The following is a 14,268-nucleotide window of genomic DNA, read 5'->3' as shown; positions in this document are numbered from 1 at the left end:
TGCTGCGCACGTCCTGCTGCTTTCGGCACGCCAACCGATGCGCCATCGCGCTCACGCGTGACCGAGCGCTGCTTTCTGTGCTCGAAAAGCGAAAGCGCATTGCATAAAACGTGCTGACCGGTTGCGCGCGCTAGCGCGTTGTCCTCGCCTCACTACTATCGCCGCATCACCGGGCGCACCACGACCATTGCCTGTTGTCATTCGGGGCCGCCTTTGGCGGCGCGGCTTGCCAACATGCGGCCTGCATCGTCGAACTGGCACACTCCACGCCACGCAATCGGCAGTGCAGCGTGCGCCTGGCCCTGCCCCCCAAGCTCAATGGAACAACCGATGATCCTGCGTCGATTGCGCAAGCCAATGCTGCTGCCATGCGCCTTACTTCCCTGCCTGCTCAGTTCCTGTGGTGGCCAGGATGCTCCCGATACGAGCGCCGCTGCGATGCCATCGCCGGCGGCGACAGTCACCGAGAGTGCTCCCCGCGCCATGACGTCCACCACTACGCCGGCGGCCACGACAACAGCGAGCGTGACCTCCGATCCGTCGCTACGCCGCACGCTCTCGCCCGACCAGCCGATGTTCGTCATCACCGCCGACACCTGGAATGCGGCCGACCCGCAAAAGATCATCGACCTGATTCCCGCCGATCTGCGCCCGTATTCGGTTCTGCTGATCTCGCTGTCGATCAATCACAAAGGCGCCACCGGGAATCAGTGCAACTGGATCCAGGTGGAAAACGGCATCGAAACCGCGCGCTCGTGGATCAAGACGGCGGCCGCCAATGGGGTCTGGGCGATGATCCAGCCTTCCAGCGGCGGTTTCAGCCACTTCCCCGATTATCCCGCCGGCACCGATCTGGAATCGACCGTCTACGGTGAATTCTTCCGCGACTATCCGAACTTCCTCGGCTTCAATTATGCCGAGCAGTTTTGGGGCTTCGATGAGCCCTGTTCGGTGTCGGCGGCGCAGCGCTGGGAGCATTGGTCCAACCTGCTCAAGCTCACCAACAAGTACGGCGGCTACCTGGCGGTGAGCTTCACCGGCGGCTACTGGGGCGCAAACATCAATCCATTGGCGATGGTCAAACGCAACGAAGCGCTCCGCAATGCGCTCGGCAGCTATTCCAAGAATTTCATCATCGAAGAAAAGTTCACCGCCAACTACGGCTTCCACGACATCGAAGCGTTAGCCTGGGCATGTTCCTGTCCGGTTTCGCCGGACACTACGGCATCCGCCCGGATCGCACCGGCTGGTACGCCGCCGATGGCAGCAGCTATCCGGTGCAGGCAGGTGCGCCGCACTTGATCGAGCACTTAGCGCTGACCGGCGAAACCTATTTCGACGGCCCGGAGTTGATTACCGCCGACACCGTGCATAGCTTGTCCAATGGCCTGACCGCCGATGGCTACAGCACCCGGCGCTGGGAATTTTTCCCGCAGTTCAAGAACATCCACATGGATGTCTACCGCAAGATCATCGATGGCACCCTGCGCATCCTCAGCCGCCAGCAGGTGATCGACCGGACCAAAGTCGTCGTGGTGGACGACACCACCAGCGGCAACGACCGGACACTGTATGCATCGCCGGAAACGCTGTTCTCCGGCCTGTATTTGATGGACGACGACGGGACGTATCTCAACCAGCACAGCTGGTATAAAAAGAGTGGACGCTGCCCGGCCATTCCGACCGTGTTGAAGCTCACCGACGAAGCGGCAAAGTCGTTTCCGGTGCAGATCAAGCGCAGCGAATACGCCACGCGCTGGCCCAGTATCGCAGCCAAGACCCAGGAGTTGAACGCGCTGTTTCCGCAGGAATACAGCGGCGATATCTACGCAGGACGCCAGGACAACACCTGGGTGACCTACAACCCGTACAAGACCAATCAGAGTGCAAGCGGCACGCTGGACCTGAAGTACAACACCTGCGCATCCGTAAAAGTGACCTACGGGCCGTACACGACCGGCGTGATCAAGGAATTTTCCGACTCACTGTCGATCTACCTGACCAATTTCGATTCCGAAACCGGCCCGCTCAAGACCGACACCCTCACCATCAGTGGCGCCAGTGCTCCTCCCACCTACACCTTTGCCGATCGCGGCGACCACCAGCCCAGCACGATCACGGCCACGCGCAGCAGCGACGGGCTGACACTCAACGTCGCCCACAACGGCCCGCTGGACATCACCGTGAAATGTTCCGGCCCTGCCACCGGGCGCCTGAGCGCGTTCCCGACCGCCAACATCCAGGCACCGGCCGCGCCAGCCACCTACACCGGTGTGCGCCAGTACGAGGCCGAAAACTTCGATTTCCGAAGTATTGGCAGCCTGGTCGCCAACGGCCTCTACGGCGCCGTTCGCAATTACCAAGGCATGGGATATGTGGACGTCGGCGGCAACCCGGGCGCACGTCTGCGCACCACTGTCACTGTCCCCACGGCCGGCACCTACACCTTGAGCACCCGCTATTCCGCACCCGGCGGGAGCCTCAACACCATCGACCTCTACGTCAACGGCGTTCGGGTCGGGACGCCGGCCTTCACGCAGACCAGCTCGGCCAGCGACTGGGCCAGCAGCCCGCAGACGGCAACACTGACTGCCGGCGACAACGTGGTCGAGTATCGCGCGCGCGCCGGGGCGCAGACCAAGCTGTATCTGGACAACCTGGCCATCTCGCAATAAGCGCAGCTAACAAAACGACTGCGCAGCCGCCAGGCGGGCGCGGCCAGTGCTCGGAAATTGCCCTGCACCGTCGCTAGCGGGCAGCACGCGGCGGCGGCAGGCGCACACACACGGCAGGCAAGGACGCCTGCCGATACACTAGTGCCATGCAAATCGGCCCTTACTCCATCGCCCCCAAGGTGATCCTCGCGCCCATGGCGGGCGTCACCGACAAGCCATTCCGGCTGCTATGCAAGCGGCTGGGTGCGGGGCTGGCGGTATCGGAGATGACCATCTCCGACCGGCGCTTCTGGGGCACGCGCAAATCGCTGCACCGCATGGACCATGCCGGCGAGCCGGACCCCATCAGCGTGCAGATCGCCGGCACCGAGCCGCAGCAACTGGCCGAGGCAGCGCGCTACAACGTCGACCACGGTGCGCAGTTGATCGACATCAACATGGGCTGCCCGGCCAAGAAAGTGTGCAACGCCTGGGCCGGGTCGGCACTGATGCGCGATGAAGACCTGGTGGCACGCATCCTCATCGCGGTGGTGCGGGCAGTGAACGTGCCGGTGACCTTGAAGATTCGCACCGGCTGGGATTGCGACCACCGTAACGGGCCGGTGATTGCGCGCATTGCGCAGGACTGCGGCATTGCCGCGCTCGCTGTGCACGGGCGCACCCGCGACCAGCATTACACCGGCAGCGCCGAGTACGCGACGATTGCGCAGATCAAGGCCGCGCTGCAGATTCCGGTGGTGGCCAATGGCGATATCGATTCGCCGCAAAAGGCCGCGCAGGTGCTACGCGAGACCGGCGCCGATGCAGTGATGATCGGCCGCGCCGCACAAGGGCGCCCGTGGATCTTCGGCGAAGTAGCGCACTTCCTCGCCACTGGCGAAGTGTTGCCGCCACCGTCGCTGGCGTTCGTGCGCGACACCTTGCTCAGCCATCTGGAAGCGCTGCACGCGTTCTACGGCCAACCCCAGGGCGTGCGCATCGCACGTAAGCATCTGGGTTGGTACGCCAAGGATCACCCGCAAAGCGCAGACTTCCGTGCCGTGGTCAATCGCGCCGAAACGCCGGAAGCCCAGTTGGCCCTGACACGCGATTACTTCGACGCCTTGATCGCCGGCGCGCCGCCCTCATTGTCCGACGCTGCCTGAGTCTTTCTGCATTGCTGGAGCCGCACGCATGAGCGCACCGAGCGACACCCCGACCTATCTGCACGGATTTTCGGCCACCGAACAGGCGCGTCTGCTCAAACAGGCGCGCTTGCTCGAAGCCACGCTGTTCAATCAGATCGATTACAGCGGCGCGCGTCGCCTGCTGGAAGTGGGCAGCGGCGTCGGTGCGCAGACGGAGATTCTGCTGCGCCGTTTTCCCGACCTGCATGTCACTGGCGTGGATCTGAGCGAGGCGCAGCTGGGCGCGGCGCGGGCAAATCTTGAACGGCTGGCGTGGTGCCGCGAGCGCTACACGCTGCAGCAGGCCGATGCGAGCGATCTGCCGTTCGAAGCGCGTCAGTTCGATGCGGCGTTTCTATGCTGGGTGCTTGAGCACGTGCCCTCGCCTGCGCGCGTACTCAACGAAGTGCGGCGCGTGCTGCTGCCCGGCTCGCCGGTGTACGTGACCGAGGTGATGAATGCCTCGTTCCTGCTGCATCCGTATTCGCCCAACCTGTGGCGCTACTGGATGGCATTCAACGACTTCCAGCATGACCAGGGTGGCGACCCGTTCGTCGGCGCCAAGCTGGGCAACCTGCTGCTGGCCGGCGGTTTCCGTGACGTGCACACCGAGATCAAGACGCTGCATCTGGACAACCGCGAGCCGGGTCGGCGCAAGACCATGATCGGTTTCTGGGAAGAAGTGCTGCTGTCGGCGGCCGACCAATTGCTGCAGGCCGGCGCGGTCGACGCCGCCACCGTGGATGGCATGCGCCGCGAACTGGCGCAGGTGCACAGCGACCCGAACGCGGTGTTCTTCTATTCGTTCGTGCAGGCGCGCGCCACGGTCTACTGAGTTGCCGATGCGGGCGCGGTGGCCGGAGCGCCGGCGTGTTCCAGGTCGCCGGTCAGCACGGTGCTGCTGGGCTCGTGCCAGATGCGCTGCCACATCTGCGCCAACACCGCGCCGATCTGGTCGCGTGCCACCGGCGCGCGGTACGCCGCCTGCACTTGCCGCGGCACGATCGGCTGCCACGTTCCATTGTCGCGATGGGCAACCACGAAGTTGAAGTTGTAGTCCGGCTCCAGCCCCATGCGCAGGTCGCTCAGCATCAGGTCGTCATCGACCAGGCGCGCGCGCATGAAGCCGCGATTGAACCAGGTCAGCCGGCGCACCGAGTCGAACGCAGCCACTTCGCCCAAGGCCTGGGTGTTACTGGAAAACCCGCGAAAGTGCATCGGGCCGGTGTCGGCCACCAGCGAACGCTCGCCGATGACATAGCCGCTGGGCGTCATCGCCACCACGCGCCACAACAATGTATTGAGCGGCATCGGTACCGAGAACCGCGGTGCATCGGCCAGGCCCATCGCCCCCAGCGCACGATCGGCTTGGCGGTCGACCAGTTGCTTGGCAATCAACGACCAGCCCAGATACGCGGTGCTCGCCACCAAGCCGATCACCAGCACGTGCTGCGCAAACGGACGCGCGCGCGCAAACCAGGCCACTACGCAGGCCAGCAGGAGCCACAGGGTGTACGCCGGATCGATGATGAAGACGCTCGACCACATCGTCGGATGCGGATGCAGCGGCCACCACAGCTGGGTGCCGTAGACGGTGAACGCATCCAGCGGCGGGTGCGTGATCAGGGCCAGCTGGATCGCCCAGAACCAGCGGGTGGGCGCACCGGCTACCCGTCCGTTGCCATAGCGCCGGAACAGCCACCAGATCAACCAACCGACCAACGGCAGCACGAACAACGAATGGCTGACGCTGCGGTGCACCGTCATCAACGTCACCGGGTCGTCGGTCAGCGGCAGCAGCGCCAGTGCATCAAGGTCGGGTAAGGTGCCCAGCGCCGCGCCGGCCAGCAAGGCGGCACGCCGCTGTCCGGGCGGCGCAATGGCGGCAGCGATGGCGCCGCCAAGAACGATCTGGGTCACTGAATCCATCGGCCGATGCTAGCAGGCCGGACATGCACGGATACGACTGTTTAACGTGGTGTTCGGCCGGCTCGCACCGGTCCGTCACCGGACAGTTAATCGCCGTGCCGACGTGTGGCCGCCGTGCGTGCGGCCGGTTTGCACCGATATCGGCTTAACCCTAAAGCGATCCATTCAGGCGCACAATACAATCGACACACGGGGCGTGTATCATCCGCACCCATCTTTTCATCCGAATAAAGGGATATAAGCCTGATGTCCAGCTACCTGTTCACCTCCGAATCGGTCTCCGAAGGCCATCCGGACAAGATCGCCGACCAGATCTCCGACGCAGTGCTGGACGCCATCCTGGCCCAGGACAAGCGCGCCCGCGTGGCCTGCGAGACGATGGTCAAGACGGGCGTTGCGATCGTGGCCGGCGAAGTGACCACCAGTGCCTGGATCGACCTGGAAGCCTTGACCCGCAAGGTTATTCTGGACATCGGCTACAACAGTTCCGAGGTCGGCTTCGACGGCGAGACCTGTGGCGTGCTCAACCTGATCGGCAAGCAGTCGCCGGACATCAACCAGGGCGTGGACCGCAAGAACCCCGAGCAGCAGGGTGCTGGCGACCAGGGCCTGATGTTCGGCTATGCCACCAACGAAACCGACAGCTTCATGCCGGCGGCCATCCACCTGTCGCACCGCCTGGTCGAGCAGCAGGCCAAGATCCGCAAGAAGAAGAACTCGGCGCTGTCGTGGCTGCGTCCGGACGCCAAGTCGCAGGTCACCCTGCGCTATGAAGACGGCGTGGCGACGGCGATCGATGCGGTGGTGCTGTCGACCCAGCACGACCCGGGCGTCAAGCAGAAAGACCTGATCGAAGCGGTGCGCGAGGAAATCCTCAAGCCGGTGCTGCCGGCCAAGTGGCTGCACAAGGGCACCAAGTTCCACATCAACCCGACCGGCAAGTTTGTGATCGGCGGCCCGGTGGGCGACTGCGGCCTGACCGGTCGCAAGATCATCGTCGACACCTACGGCGGCTGGGCGCGTCACGGTGGCGGCGCATTCTCGGGCAAGGATCCGTCCAAGGTCGACCGTTCGGCCGCCTACGCGGCGCGCTACGTGGCCAAGAACGTGGTGGCTGCGGGCCTGGCCGACCGTTGCGAAGTGCAGGTTTCCTACGCCATTGGCGTGGCCGAGCCGACCTCGATTTCGGTCACCACCTTCGGCACCGGCAAGATCGCCGACGAGCAGATCGAAAAGCTGATCCGCAAGCATTTCGACCTGCGCCCGTTCGGCATCATCCAGATGCTCGACCTGATCCACCCGATGTACCAGCAGACCGCGTCCTATGGCCACTTCGGCCGCAAGCCGAAGGACTTCACCTACACCGACGGCGCCGGCGCGCAGCACAGCGCGACCTCGTTCTCGTGGGAAAAGACCGACCGCGCCGACGCTCTGCGTGATGCTGCGAAGCTGAAATAATCACGCCGCTCCCTGCGGGAACGAGCGAGATGCTTCATGACTGGGCCGCTGATGCGGCCCAGTTGCGTTTTAGGGTTTGTCGGTGGGATGCAACGGATGCTGTTGCAGCTATCTCGATTGCAGTTTGTATCGCTTGCAGTGGCCTGATGCAGCAGCTTGGCGCGGCATGGCTGGAGCGATGGTGTTGTTGTCGTCAGTAGATGCGGCGCACATCGGCGTAGGAGATAAAGCCCCTCTCCCCACGGGAGAGGGGTTGGGGTGAGGGTACGGAGCGAAGCAATCGGTGCAGGCGCGTGGCAACGCATTGGTCATTGCAGAAACTGGTGACTCTCTGCCGCGCACCCTCATCCACCCCTACGGTGCACCTTCTCCCCCATCAAGGAGGACACTGTTCCGGTGGGAGGAAGCAATAGCACGCTCCTGATGTAAGCGGGTAAAGCTCCTCTCTTTCCAAGCTCCAACGCACACGCTTGAGCGCCACTGGTGCAGCGCCCTGGAGCGCACACGCAGCAAGCGTAGGCAGCGACGCAGGGCGAAAATCGCCAGCAGGTATGCGACCAAGCTACACCGCATGCCAACTACTCAAAGATAGCCATCGCGATCACGCGGCTATTGATCAAGCCGCAATTGCTGCTCAAGCGCCTTGGCAAATTCAGACAATGGGCACGCGATGCGCCGCTCCGGAGCACACAGACCCAGCGCCACCTGCTGCTGCAAGGGTGGGTGAGCGAGATCCAGCGGTGCCAGGGTGCGCAATTGATCCAGCGATTGCGCCAGGTATTGGGCGCGCACGACCCGCTCGCCATTGGGTTCGCGCCACAAACCAAGCAACAGAGCGCCGCCCGGTGGCGGGTCGTCGGCGCCGTAGCCAGGCAGATGAAAATGCACACCCAGCAGGCCACTCAAGGCGGCGATGTGGGTGTCGCTGCCGACGAACAGCGAGACTTTCGGTGCCTGCGCATCGCTGAAACGTTGCAAGACCTCGCGCGCCAGCGGTGCACCCGACCGTGCGGCCATGTAGTGCGGCCGTGCATAGATGTCGAACAGCAATGCGTGCAAGCGCGACACTTGTGCCAGGCGTTCGGGTGTGGCGCGCCCCCAGCCGACCTGCGAGAGCGGTAGACCTTCTGCGTATTGCAGCAGCAACACCTCGCCAGTGCCGGAGGTCAGGTCGATCGGGCCGCCTAATTTGAGGCCACGCCCGTTGGCCGATGGCGCCAGCGTGGAAGGCATCTGTGCGAAATCGCAGGGCGTCTGCGTGCAACCCAGAATCTGCTGCAGCGCCTGCAGCTCGGCGGCATGGCCTTGCAGCAAGGCAGCAGGGCCACCGGTCTGTTGCTGGATCGATGCCACCGCTGCAGTCGCGTCGAACGGTACCGCGCCGGCTTCGATCGGTCGGAACAGCGGATCGTTGCTACCAGCCTCCCGATGCCCGGCGACAATGCCGCAACCAGGGGCCAGCGCATCGGCCAGCAACGCGCCGCTAGCGATGGTGCGTTGATCGGTATTGGCCCACACCGACACGCTGCCGCTGGCCGGGCAGCTGCTGCTCGGCAGCAAGGCCTGCTGTGCCAACCACTGACGCAGGTACTCGCCGCTCAATTGCACACCTTTGCGACCATGCGCGGTGAGCAGGCTGGCAGGCGTGGACCACTGCGGCCAGGGTTGATCGGCATAGTGCGCAGCGGCGGCCTCGCCTTGCAGCGGTGCGCGGACGCCGTGCCGGAACACCACCACCACGCGCTCCAGTTGTGCGGTTTGCGCAGAGGCCGGCGTACCCGTGCCTGCCTGTTGGCCGGCGGTGTCGGTCGATTGATCGCCAACACGCGGCGTGGATGCACTCGGCGTTGAGGCTGCGCAGCCACCCAACGCAAGCCCAACCACCAACAGCATGCACAGCGCGCTGCCAGTTGCCACGGACATGCCGCTAGGCATTTTGTTAGGCATGCGCGCAATGCCAACGCGCTGCATGCGTACTGCATATAACGTGCGTGCCGCGATCCCCATCGCGTCACGCACGCCGACGACCAAGCGCGCGGCCAACGGCGGTTCCCCACCGCCGGCCAACAGCGCAGGTTGCGACGCCCCCTGCCCCGTTCCATGGCAACCATCTGCGCGTCCTGCGTCTTGTTGCGCATCGGTCATGACGTTGGCGCCTGCCAGGTCGTCGCCTGCGCATCGTGCTTGATCAGAACACATATTTTGCGGTCACCAGACTGGTCATGCCGGAATCGACGATGTCGGAAATTGCATCACTATCGTGGCCCACGTGTGCCCAATAGCTGTGCTGCTTGGTGAGGTTGGCCACCGACAGATCCACGCGCAGGTGGTCGGTGGGCGCATAGCCCAGGTGCAGATCGACGCGGGTGATCGGCTTGATCCACACGTTGTCCCAATGCGCGCCCCGGTTGAGATAGTCGTACACCGACACGTATTCACCGGAGTAGTGATAGCTCACGTTGACCGACCACGGCCCCTTTTCATAAAACAGTTCTGCGTTGGCGAGCAGGTTGGGTGCGTTCTGGATGCGTTCGTGTGCGAAGCCTTCCGTCCCCAGATCCACGCGCGTGGTCTGACGGGTGACATTGGCGCCGATGCCGAAGCCATCCAGCGGCGCGGGCAGGCCCTGGAAGGTCTGCCGCACAGCCGCTTCCATGCCCAGCACGCGGCCGTCGCCGCCGTTTTGCGGACGCACGAAACGGGTACTGGCGGTACCGCTTTCGCCGGGGTTGGCGGCATTCGACCCGCTCTCGTAGATGTAATCGGTGAGGCGCTTGTAATAGCCGGCCAACATGGCGTGGCCGCCGCTGTCGTTCTGCCATTCGCCCGACACATCCACATTCAGCGACTTGATCGGTTTCAGATCCGGGTTGCCTTCGGTGATGGTGGTCTGGCCGTCGCTGGAAATATCGGTGGAGCGGCCGCCGCCCAACTGCACAAAGGCCGGGCGCGTGTAGCTGGTCCACACCGAACCGCGATACACGGCGCCATCGCCATCGGGCCGGTAATTGACGAACACGCTCGGCAAAGCGACGTTGTAGCGCGTGTGATTGTTGGCGAATGCGCCGACCTGCTCGGCACCGTTGATGGCGGCCGGCTGGGCCCAGAACGTGTTGGTGATAGCCGTATGTTCGAAGCGCATGCCCGGCAGAATTTCCCAGTTACCGGTGCGCAAAGTCGCCATTGCGTAGGCCGCGCTCACCGCTTCGGTGGCGCGCATGGTGTTGCAGTTGAGGTTATTGACCGCCAGCTTGCCGCAACTGTCGAAACTGGCCGGCGTGAGCGTGCGCGCAATCAGGTCGTTGAGCGCTGCATTGCTCAGGCGCACGGTGGGAAACGCATATTGGTCCGGATAGACCGAATCGTAGCGCTGCGCGATCAGGCCGGTGTCGCGCAACAAGGTACCGTCGGTGTACTTGGCATTGGTCCAGTCGCGATCGGTGAAGTTGCGCGAGCTGTCAACATACTTCACGCCGAACGCAATGCGGCTAAGCAGCCCGGCATCGAAATCGTATGCCACATCGAACTTGCCGCCACCCTTGTCCTGGCCGCTGTATTGCCTGGAAATCTGCCCGGTGCGTCGCGCGTACAGGCTGCCCACATCCGAGGCCTGTGCCTGCATGGCCGGAGTGAGCAGCGGCATCGGAAAGCCATTGGCGTCGTAGCTGATGAAGCGGTTGGCGCCATAGGCGAAGTTGCTTGACCTGTATTGATCGTTGCGCGCGGAAATTTCCACGTGGTCCGGGCGATCGTTATTGCCGGTGCCGTAGAAGATGTTCGGTGAGAATGTCCAATGCCCGAGCTGCTTGTCTGCACCGAACTGCACGGTGGCAAGGTCAGCCTCTTCGGGGTTGGTTTCATACCAGTAACGCACTGCAACGCGATTGATCTGCGGCTGATACACGCCGCTGCTGCCGATCTGGGTGAAGCTGACATTGGCCGGGACAAACTGCGTGTAGCCGGTGTTTTGCTCGGTCTTGGCGAAGGCGTAGGTCATGCGTGCATACAGATGCAGGCTGGGGTCCACGCGCCAATCGAACGCCGCATTGCCGCCGTAGCGGCGCGTCTCGCCTTGCGAGTAACCGATATTCATCCCGGTGCTCTGCAACACATCCTGCGGGTCGGCGCCGGCTGCCAGATTGCCGCTGGCATCGGCACGGGCAAATTTCCACGCGCCATCGTTGCGTGCAGCCGAAGCGGCGGCCACTTCGCTGTTCACGAAATGGCGCTCGTCGTAATAAGCACTGACCGCCACGCCGAACTGCCCGGCATCGCCAAAACGCGCATGCCAATCGCCGGCTGCGCCGCTGCCCAGACCGGAATCGCCGTAGTCGCGTGCACGGCTTTCCAGTCGTCCGCTTAGCGTCACGCTGCCGCCCTGGCGGTCGGTTGAATCGAATGCGCTGGGGGTGCGGTAATCAATGGTGCCGCCGATCGCATCGCCGTCCATATCGGCGGTGGAGGTTTTGTTCAGGGCGATGGTCTGCAAGCCGGAGGGCGGCAGCAAGCTGAGTTGCACACCGCGGCTATACGGCATGCCCTGTGCCACGTTGATGCCGTTGATCAGGTTGACGTTGTATTCGGCATTGAGGCCACGCACCGATGAGAACATGCCTTCGCCGCGTGCAGCGCCGTCGATGCCGCCGAAATACGATTGCCCGGTATTGATCACATTGACGCCCGGCATCAGGCCCAACGCTTCAGCCACGTTGTGCACGGCGGTGGTCTTGAGATCGTCGGCTGACAACACATTGACGGTGTTGGTCGCGGCCATCTGCATGTCGGTCGCGTTGTAACGCGTGGCAGCGACAGTGACTTTGTCCAGCGTGGCCATCTCACCCTTGGCAGGTGTGGTGGCCTGCGTCTCCTGGGCAGCGGCATGCCCGCACAGCGCACACAACGATAAACACAGCGCCTGCGACAACAGCGAAGGACGCAACAGCGAACAACGAACGATCATGAGGTAATCCGATGAATGCAGCAGCGCGCCATGTACCGAAGCCACAGCTACGCCACCGCGAATGTGGGGAGCGAGGCAGTCAGCAGCGGCGCTGCTGCATCACACCTGCAAGCAGGCGCCGCGCATGGTGGTGATGCGGTATTTCAGTTTGGTGACCGTGCCTGCGAACATGAAAAATGCACGCATCGCATGCGCAAGTCGGCACATTCACGGACGTATTGATGCTAATTTTGTGCTGTCCTGCGCGTGCGGCCGCTTAGCCAGTCGGCGTGCCTGCGTGCAAGACAACATGTCTTAAGCGACATCGACCGTCATGCTGCCGGCAGCTGTCTCCCCCGAGGGAGCCGCCATCCAGCAAAGACATCAGACCTTCCATGGGTCAACTTCTCAGTTACTGCCTGTCAAGTCATATGTTCCAGTGCAGCGAGGCATTGTCGACGCAAGTGTTGCACTCTTACAGCGGAGGAATGGGTGGCCAGAGCGACGTTGGTTTTTGGAAACGGGTTGGGGATGGCATTGGACCCAACGTTCTTCTCGCTGGACAACGCCATCGGGCGCACGTGGGAAGATAGCGTGGCTCTTGATGAGCCCACAAAGGACCTGGTCCGCTACTGCTTGAGCGATGAAGGAGACCGTCCTCATGGCGAAGACGACTTGGACGACCTGCAACTCGTCGTATCGGCCTGCGATTTTCTTTCTCGAACCGGGAGTGGCGAGCTTCATTGGTTAAGCGACGACGGGAAGCGCTTTCCTGAGGCGGTCAGAAAATTCCTCTACCAAACGTCACTGTATTTCCATCGGCGGGATTCTGGGCTGCCCATGGATTTCATCGCGTCTCTTGTCGCTTACTCCAAGAAAACAAAATCTCACGTCGCCACGTTGAACTACGACAATCTCCTTTATCAACCCATGATTAAAGAAGAAGTTCTCGATGGCTATAACGGAGCACTTGTGGACGGATTTTTGAGAAATGGATTCGCAGAAGACAACCTGGAGAGGAAATACGGCCGCGACTTCGGCTATTACATGCACCTGCACGGATCGCCGCTGTTTGTTGATCGAGATGACGGCGATAGAGATAAGAAAGTAATAAAACTTCGGCAGGCAGAGCTCGGCACTGATCAAGACATTACAGGCTCCCATATCGTACTGACCCATGTGAAGCACAAGGAGACGGTGATTGCCGCGTCGCGGTTGCTTACCTGTTATTGGGAGCATTTTGCGAAAGCACTGGAAGAATCCGAATCAGCCGTGCTTGTTGGTTACTCGGGATGCGATAGACATCTCAACTCACTTTTAAGTGCGCGAGGCCCATCAAAAATCCGTGTGGTCGAGTGGGACGGAGCAGGACAAAAGGAAAGTCGTCAGGATTTCTGGAATACACTACTTGGACACGAAGTTCACTTGGTGAGGCTCAATAACATCTTGAAATTCACCGACTGGTAGTGGCGTTAGCAAAACGCTCAACACCATGCGGACACGTGTGGCGCGTGTCATCACGTGCGGTCTCAAGACACCTGCATGCCCAGCGCATGCATCAACAGATCGGCAGAGCGATGCGCAAGCCGCTTGCGTTCGGCTTCGTCGCTACCGCGCAGGCAGCTGCCCAGCATGTCGATCACCAGCAACAACTGCTCGTCATCGACATCGGCCCGGCACAACCCGGCGTCGCGGGCGCGATGCACGAACGGCAGAAAGATGCTGACCACGCGCCGGTCCGCTGCGTGCACTGCCGGGTGCGCGCGTTCGATCGAGCGCCAGAAGTCCACCATCGGCGCGGACTGGGCGATGTGCTCGGCCACATCGTGCAGTAGCACCGCCAAGCCATCCGGGCGGTCGGCCAAGTCGGCGGCCATACGCTCCAGCCCATCCAGGCCACGCGCCATCAACGCCGTCATCAGCGCGAGCCGGTCGGGGAAATTGCGGTACAGGGTGGCGCGGCCAAGACCGGCGCGCTCCACCACCAATTCCAGCGGGGCATTGACGCCGTGTTCGCTGAACACTTCGTCGGCGGCATCGAGAATCTGCCGGCGGCGCAGCGCGGCATCGGGGCGGGAAGTCATCATGCCGGCATTATCGG

General features: G+C 62.6%; 9 protein-coding genes and 2 pseudogenes. 6 read left to right on the top strand and 5 right to left on the bottom strand.

The features are described from left to right. Positions 1–197: 197 nt before the first annotated feature. Complete coding sequence (locus KWO_RS22890) at positions 198–440, bottom strand: hypothetical protein (protein WP_227479758.1); 243 nt, start codon at positions 438–440, stop codon at positions 198–200. On the opposite strand from KWO_RS22890, the pseudogene KWO_RS04465 reads away from it, so the two are divergent. The 3 genes and pseudogenes from KWO_RS04465 to KWO_RS04455 all read left to right on the top strand — a co-directional run bounded on the left by KWO_RS04465 (position 331) and on the right by KWO_RS04455 (position 4,676). Further along, positions 331–2,675, top strand: a pseudogene (locus KWO_RS04465) (glycoside hydrolase family 98 domain-containing protein). The gene KWO_RS22890 and the pseudogene KWO_RS04465 sit on opposite strands and share 110 nt — an antisense overlap. A 146-nt stretch (positions 2,676–2,821) precedes the next feature. After that, positions 2,822–3,820, top strand: a complete 999-nt coding sequence (dusB, locus tag KWO_RS04460) for a tRNA dihydrouridine synthase DusB (protein WP_017112760.1) — start codon at positions 2,822–2,824, stop codon at positions 3,818–3,820. Between the two features lie 28 nt (positions 3,821–3,848). Next, on the top strand, positions 3,849–4,676 hold the full coding sequence (locus KWO_RS04455; protein WP_010367551.1) for a methyltransferase domain-containing protein: 828 nt from the start codon (positions 3,849–3,851) through the stop codon (positions 4,674–4,676). Here KWO_RS04455 and KWO_RS04450 read toward each other — a convergent pair. Continuing rightward, entirely contained in the window at positions 4,670–5,770 is a 1,101-nt protein-coding gene (locus KWO_RS04450; RefSeq protein ID WP_010381704.1) for a metal-dependent hydrolase, read from the bottom strand. The two genes, KWO_RS04455 and KWO_RS04450, sit on opposite strands and share 7 nt — an antisense overlap. Before the next feature lie 246 nt (positions 5,771–6,016). Between KWO_RS04450 and metK the strand changes: the two genes are divergently transcribed. Then, positions 6,017–7,228: a methionine adenosyltransferase gene (gene metK / locus KWO_RS04445; protein WP_010367557.1), complete on the top strand. Its 1,212-nt coding sequence runs from the start codon at positions 6,017–6,019 to the stop codon at positions 7,226–7,228. Positions 7,229–7,837: 609 nt separating this feature from the next. Here the strand turns inward: metK and KWO_RS04440 are convergent. Beyond that, the gene (locus KWO_RS04440; RefSeq protein ID WP_017112761.1) at positions 7,838–9,427 is read right to left on the bottom strand and encodes a histidine-type phosphatase; all 1,590 of its coding nucleotides are present in this window, start codon (positions 9,425–9,427) and stop codon (positions 7,838–7,840) included. Next, positions 9,417–12,188, bottom strand: a complete 2,772-nt coding sequence (locus tag KWO_RS04435; RefSeq protein WP_026113176.1) for a TonB-dependent receptor — start codon at positions 12,186–12,188, stop codon at positions 9,417–9,419. Before KWO_RS04435 ends, KWO_RS04440 begins: the two co-directional genes overlap by 11 nt. A gap of 7 nt (positions 12,189–12,195) precedes the next feature. Between KWO_RS04435 and KWO_RS23530 the strand changes: the two are divergent. Together KWO_RS23530 and KWO_RS04425 are read left to right on the top strand one after the other, a co-directional pair. Beyond that, positions 12,196–12,438, top strand: a pseudogene (locus tag KWO_RS23530) (hypothetical protein); the annotation flags it as partial. Between the two features lie 221 nt (positions 12,439–12,659). Further along, the gene (locus tag KWO_RS04425; RefSeq protein ID WP_017113643.1) at positions 12,660–13,634 is read left to right on the top strand and encodes a hypothetical protein; all 975 of its coding nucleotides are present in this window, start codon (positions 12,660–12,662) and stop codon (positions 13,632–13,634) included. 62 nt (positions 13,635–13,696) lie between these two features. On the opposite strand, the gene KWO_RS04420 is transcribed toward KWO_RS04425, so the two are convergent. Further along, positions 13,697–14,254 carry a TetR/AcrR family transcriptional regulator gene (locus KWO_RS04420; protein ID WP_017112764.1) on the bottom strand — a complete coding sequence of 186 codons (558 nt, stop codon included), beginning with the start codon at positions 14,252–14,254 and terminating at the stop codon, positions 13,697–13,699. Between the last annotated feature and the right edge of the window lie 14 nt (positions 14,255–14,268).

The sequence above is a fragment of the Xanthomonas vasicola pv. musacearum NCPPB 4379 genome (assembly GCF_000277895.2).
GTDB lineage: Bacteria > Pseudomonadota > Gammaproteobacteria > Xanthomonadales > Xanthomonadaceae > Xanthomonas > Xanthomonas vasicola.
The sequence above is the reverse complement of the archived record's forward strand: the minus strand, read 5'-3'. Positions and strand labels throughout refer to the sequence as shown.

Bases quoted from the DNA above. Each gene is read 5' to 3' on its own strand.
- metK (WP_010367557.1), top strand. From the start codon at position 6,017: ATGTCCAGCTACCTGTTCACCTCCGAATCGGTCTCCGAAGGCCATCCG.
- KWO_RS04455 (WP_010367551.1), top strand. From the start codon at position 3,849: ATGAGCGCACCGAGCGACACCCCGACCTATCTGCACGGATTTTCGGCC.
- KWO_RS04440 (WP_017112761.1), bottom strand. From the start codon at position 9,427: ATGTGTTCTGATCAAGCACGATGCGCAGGCGACGACCTGGCAGGCGCC.
- KWO_RS04435 (WP_026113176.1), bottom strand. From the start codon at position 12,188: ATGATCGTTCGTTGTTCGCTGTTGCGTCCTTCGCTGTTGTCGCAGGCG.
- KWO_RS04420 (WP_017112764.1), bottom strand. From the start codon at position 14,254: ATGATGACTTCCCGCCCCGATGCCGCGCTGCGCCGCCGGCAGATTCTC.
- dusB (WP_017112760.1), top strand. From the start codon at position 2,822: ATGCAAATCGGCCCTTACTCCATCGCCCCCAAGGTGATCCTCGCGCCC.
- KWO_RS04450 (WP_010381704.1), bottom strand. From the start codon at position 5,770: ATGGATTCAGTGACCCAGATCGTTCTTGGCGGCGCCATCGCTGCCGCC.